Source organism: Niastella populi, assembly GCF_002078015.1.
Classification (GTDB): domain Bacteria; phylum Bacteroidota; class Bacteroidia; order Chitinophagales; family Chitinophagaceae; genus Niastella; species Niastella populi.
Genome location: NZ_LWBP01000032.1, coordinates 1 through 6,084 on the forward strand (window position 1 = coordinate 1; position 6,084 = coordinate 6,084).

The window sequence follows — 6,084 nt, forward strand, 5'->3', positions numbered from 1 at the left end:
CAGTAGTAGCAACCGGAGTGGTGATCACTACAGGCGTTGCCGGTGTCACTGTATAGATGGCACTTGCCGTAGTGGTATCGCACTTGTCGGTGATGGTCCAGGTGATGGTTACACTACCACCTGCACACAAATTGATGCTTTGGTTGGTGTAATCACTGGTTACCTGTGGTGCACAACCGCCGGTTGCTGCAATGGCTGTTGTCTGTTGGGTTACCCATGCTGCGAGTGCTGCATCAAGTGCTGCCTGATCGGTGAACGTACAGGCGGCTACTGTGGTATCGGCTGGTTGATTATAAGTGAATGGTGGTTGCGTAATTTCAAATGTCTGGTTACATGTGCTTGTACATCCGTTCGCATCTGTAATAGTAAGGGTCAGCGTGAAGCTTCCACAACTATTATTATTAGTCACCGAAACGGTTTGTCCATCTGTAGCGCCAGATATAGTTGCATTTCCACTGATTGACCAACTGTAAGTTGTCATACCCAATGGTGCACTGTATGTATTTGTGGAGCCGGGGCACATATTATTATTGCCGGTGATAGAACATACAGGCAACGGATTCACCGTAATTGTTCCACTTGCTGATGCTGACACACAACCTGTTGCTGTATTGGTGATCACCACACTATAGGTTCCGGCTACTGTGGATGTGAAACTGGCCACATCACCCGGGTCAGGCACTCCTGCCGGCACAGTCCATACATAAGTGTAAGTGCCTGGTTCGCCCGGTGTTGCTGTTATTGTCGCCGCTGTTCCTTCACACACTATCGACGAGTTCACCGTTACTGTTGGCAACGGGTTCACCGTAATGACAATAGTAACAGGGTCGCCCACACAACCTTCGGCATTGGTTTCAATAACCTGCATTGTATAAGTGCCAGGAGTAGTCCAGGTTACTGTAATTAAATTAGGGTACGTTGGATTGGGAGTCAACGTAAACCCGGTATTGGGCGTAATGCTCCATGCATAGGTTGATCCTGTATGGAGCACCACACCATATTCTTTTGTTGTATTAATACATACCGAATGATCACCGGGGGTTGGAGGAGGCGCTTGGGCAATCGCATTTGTTCCGAATGCTGTAAACAACAGCATGAGTCCCCATTTTATAAGCAGTTTAGCTGAGTTCGCTGGGTTCATGTTCGGTAGTTTTTTGTTCTTAATTATTAGGGGTGTAATGATGGTGGCCAAAATCATTTTATTCAAAACAGCAGGAACAGGTTCATGGAAGAAGATGCCTGCCAGTTTTTCTTTCTTTCGCGTAAATGAGCGTACCAGCAATCGCAGCCATAGCAATAGATCTGACCAAAAATGCCGGACCTGTCTGCCGGAATTTTTTGTATTGTATGGGTTGCTGTTACATTTCATAAACTGTAATAATTAATTATGATAAATTATCGGTGCTGGCTTTGGATTAATAGTTACTGTTGATGTACAGGTAGAAATATTACCACATACATCTGTTGCTGTCCACGTTATTGTCGATACCCCGACATTAAATACCCCGCTTGCATCATCCCCTGTTCCACTTCTTGTAGTTGCTCCTGTGATCTGATAAGTAATATTCACCGCGCCACTGCAGTTATCGGATGCCGTTGCTGGTGGAATAGTGTAATTATTGCTATTGACAATACAGAAGACCTGTGCAGGTGGACAGGTAATAACCGGTGGTATATCATCTGCCACGTTGATAATCTGAGAAACCGATGATGTATTGTTACATGCGTCGGTGAAAGTCCAGGTTCTTGTAATAGTATATCCGCAAGCTTTGGCAACTTGAACGTCTACACCCGTTGCGGTAATGTCGCCACTGCAATTGTCAGTTGCTGTTAATGTGCCGGGAGCAGGCACGTCAACAAGGCACTGGAAGTTTTGCGATGCAGGAGCCGCCGGTACAACAGGCGCTGTATTATCCTGCACGTTGATAATTTGAGAAACCGATGATGTGTTGTTGCATGCATCGGTGAATGTCCATGTTCTGGTGATAATATATCCGCAACCATCAGCGACTTGTACGTCTACACCGGTTGAGGTAATGTTTCCACTGCAATTGTCTGTTGCTGTAAGTGTACCAGGCACCGGCACATCGGCAAGGCACTGGAAAGTCTGCGTTGCAGGAGCCGTTGCAACCGGTGCGGTATTATCGACAACATTGACAACCAGCGTACATGGAGTGCTACTTGAGCATCCATTTAATGAAGTAGTCAGTGTTAGCGTATAAATACCACAAGTGTTATTGGCGACTACTGTAACCGTTTGACCGGTTGCGGCACCCGAAATGGTTGCTCCGCCGCTGATTGTCCAGATGTAAGTGTAACCGTCAATTGCCGGCGCGCTATATGTATTAGTTGAACCCGGACAAACAGCATTATTCCCCGTAATATCACATACAGGCAATGGTTTTACTACGACCGGCACGTTCATGCTTCCACCCGCACAACCACCATAGGTAGTGGATACCGTATAAGTATATGTGCCGGGCGTTGTGGGACTGCCATTTACCGTTGGCCCTGTTGTTGTATTCAGATAGTATGGACTGGGTACACCGGCAGGATCCGTCAATGTCCAGTTGTATATCAGCGGTAACGGCGGAGGAACGATTCCCGCATTGTCAATTGCCCAGTTACTGCCGGCGGTGCCCTGGTAATTCCATCTTATTTTTAGATTTTCAAGACCCAGGTAATCGGAGAGATCGATGCTTGTCGTTACCCAGCCCTGGTTAGGGTTTCCAAGATTTAACGGACCCGTATATTTCATCAAAGGTTCTGTATGCCAGGTAAGTCCGCTATCGGTTGAAATTTCTACAGTGATCACGGCGCCGGGGCCCAGGTTAAAAGCCTGCTGAAAGTTGAAAGTGGCTGAACTTAATCCAATAGTATTGAATGCAGCGGAAATAATACTTGTATTAATGGCCCCTGCCGCAATGGCAAATTTGTCACTGTCTGGATTATCATATCGAATTCCATTAAAAGTATGCGGGTTGGTTAAGTTCCAGGGTGTAGTAACTTCATTATCGGCACTGGCCTGTATATTATGAGACGCACCATTATTTGTAGCGCTCCAGCCTTCGTTCTGATCCAGATTCGCGCTATTGAAAGCCTGTACGGTATTCCAGCCGGGCGGATATCCACTGGCGGTTGCGGTTAGTGTAGTTGAATCTCCTAAGCAAATTTCGGCCGGACTGGCTGTTACACCTGTAGGCGGCACTAATGGCGTAATGGTCACCACCGCTGTGCCGGAATAAGCTGAGCAGGGGCCGTCTTCTAAAAATGCTCTATATAAAGTTGTTTGGGTTAAATTAGAATAGTTCAGCGTATTGCCTGTATTGGCAATCGTTGACCAACTAGCTCCCCCATCGTTCGAGGCTTCCCATCTTACAATTGGTCCTGTATATCCGCTCAGGGTCAATGTGCCGTTATTGGCCGCCCCTTCACAATAATTGGTTACCGCCGGGGATAGCGTTCCTCCTACTACTTCCGGCGTAACTGTTACGGTAACCGTAGTGCTGCCATAACATCCACTGGCATTATACCCTGTAACAGTATACGTAGTAGTTGTGGTTGGATTTGCAACGACTGTAGCATTAACGGTGCTTGACAAACTGGTACCAGGGTTCCAGCTAAATGAAGTAGCGCCGCTGGCGGTAAGTGTTGTGCTGGTTCCGCTGCAGATTGCTGCGGATGCAGGGGTCACTGTTATTGTTGGGGTCGGATTAAAGGCCAGGGTTCTGGTGCAGCTGGTTTTACAACCATTGCTGTTGGTTACAGTAACCGTATAGGTGCCAGAGTCGCTGATGGTTACGTTTTGAGTGCCGGCAGTAAATCCGTTCGGTCCCGTCCAGGAATAAGTACCGCCACCACTAGCAGTAAACGTTGTTGATATACCCGGGCAAACCGTATTTGTACCTGTTATAGAACAAGCTGGTAACGGGTTCACGGTTAGTTCAACCGTTGGGTTGGCAGTACCGCAAGAGCCGGTAATTACTACTCTATATCTGTTTTCATCCGATTCGATAACCGGAGATTTTGTATAAGTTGCCGAGGTTGCACCCGCAATATTATTAAAGTTATTACCATTTGCACGCACCTGCCATTGGTAAGTAAGATTTAATCCGGTAGCTGCTACTGAAAATGTTGCACTGCTGCCTTCACAAACAGTAATATTTGCAGGTGCGGTCGTAATTGTTGTCGCCGGATTGATGGTAGCCGTTACCGTAAATGTATTTCCGGTACAACCATTCGTTACAGGCGTTACCGTATAAGTTGCCGTTTGTACCGCTCCGGTTGTATTGGTGATTGTACCTGTTATTGATGAACCCGATCCCGCTGTGCCTCCTGTAATTCCTCCGGTTACGGATGGTGCACTCCATGTATAAGTTGTTCCTGTTGGCACTCCGGAAGGAGTAATATTGATGGCGGTTCCACTACATACAGTTGTGGCCTGGTTTGCGATAGCGGGAACCGGGTTCACTGTTACTGATACTGTAAACGTACTACCTGTACAGCTACCCGAAACAGGCGTTACTGTATAAGTGGCTGTGCGCACTACTGTACCTGTATTGATTAGTGTGCCGGTTATGGATGTGCCGGAACCTGCACTTCCGCCTGTAAGGCCGGTTCCTGTTGGCGCTGCCCATGAGTAGGTAGTTCCTGCAGGAATAATACTTCCTCCGTTAGCGGGGGTAACAGTAAATGTTCCGCCGCTGCATATTGCAGCCGTTTGATTGGTAATGACAGGCCTGGGGCTAACAATTACAGTTGCCGTGGTTGTGCTTGTGCACCCACTGGCACTCGATGTTATTGTGAATATGGTGCTTTGGGCTGTATTGGTGGTATTGGTCAGCGTACCTGCAATAGTAGAGCCGGTGCCAGAAGTAAGCCCGGTTAAAACCCCGGTGTTATCTCTCGTCCAGGCGTAGGTGGTCCCGGCAACATTACCGGGGTTTGAGATCGTGATGGTATTGATTGCCGTTCCTGAACAAACGGTTTGTGTGGACGGCGTTGCGGTTATAGCCGGTATGGGGTTTACGGTGATGGTAAATGTGGTGGCGGCTCCCGCACATCCGTTTGCTGTAGCTATAACAGATATGGTTGCAACTGCCGGTACATTGGTTGAATTGCTTGCGGTGAATGCGCCCATGTTTCCGGTGCCACTGGTTCCGAAACCTACGTTCGCACTACTGGTCCAGGCAAAGGTGGCACCCGGTACGTTACTGGCGAAATTGATAGCTGCTCCCGCTGCCGTATTACAGTAAACAGCATTACTGACCGCATTAACTGCAGGGAGTGGATTAACGGTGATAGTATATGTAGACGAGGTGCCGGTACATCCGTTGGCTGTTGGCGTAATGGTAATGGTGGCCGTTATAGGTGCTGTTGTTGTATTGGTGGCTGTGAATGATGGAATATCACCCGTGCCGCTTGCTGCCAGTCCAATAGCAGTATTGCTGTTCGTCCAGGTAAACGTTGTTCCGGCAACCGGACCACTTAAAGAATTTGCGGCTACACTGGCATTGCTGCAATGCGTTTGATTTGAAACTGCAGTTGTGGTTGGAGTTGGGTTAACAGCAATTGTATAAGTGACCGGCGTTCCGGTACAACCACTAGCCGAAGGCGTGATTGTTATTGTTGCGGATATAGGCGCATTGGTGGTATTGGTTGCGGTAAAGGAAGGAATATTGCCTGATCCGCTCGCGGCAAGTCCGATTGCCGGGTTGCTGTTTGTCCAGATAAATGCTGTGCCTGGAACGGCGCCTGTTATTGGTGTTACCGGCGCTATGATGCTATTACAATATGTTTGATTTGATACGACGCTTGCTGTTGGGAATGGGTTTATGGTGACATTGGTTGTTGCATTGGCAATACAACCATTGGCACCCGTTACAGTAACCGTATAGCTACCAGAAGCTCCCGTTGTTGCATTGGTGATCGTGGGATTCTGAATATTTGAATTAAACCCATTCGGACCAGTCCAGGCGTATGTAGAACCACCGGTGGCGGTGAGGTTTAATGTAGATCCTGCGCAAACCGGTGTGTTGCTTCCCGCCGTTGGCGTAGGCAATGCGTTGATGGTTACGTTTGTCG

General features: G+C 48.0%; 2 protein-coding genes. Both read right to left on the minus strand.

The window, feature by feature from the left end; all coding sequences use genetic code 11:
* The coding region (locus A4R26_RS05495; protein WP_133054557.1) for a hypothetical protein at window positions 1-1,141 on the minus strand (1,141 nt) is incomplete at its 3' end.
* 240 nt (window positions 1,142-1,381) lie between these two features.
* Window positions 1,382-6,061 carry a beta strand repeat-containing protein gene (locus A4R26_RS34790; protein ID WP_207625685.1) on the minus strand — a complete coding sequence of 1,560 codons (4,680 nt, stop codon included), beginning with the start codon at window positions 6,059-6,061 and terminating at the stop codon, window positions 1,382-1,384.
* Window positions 6,062-6,084: the final 23 nt, after the last annotated feature.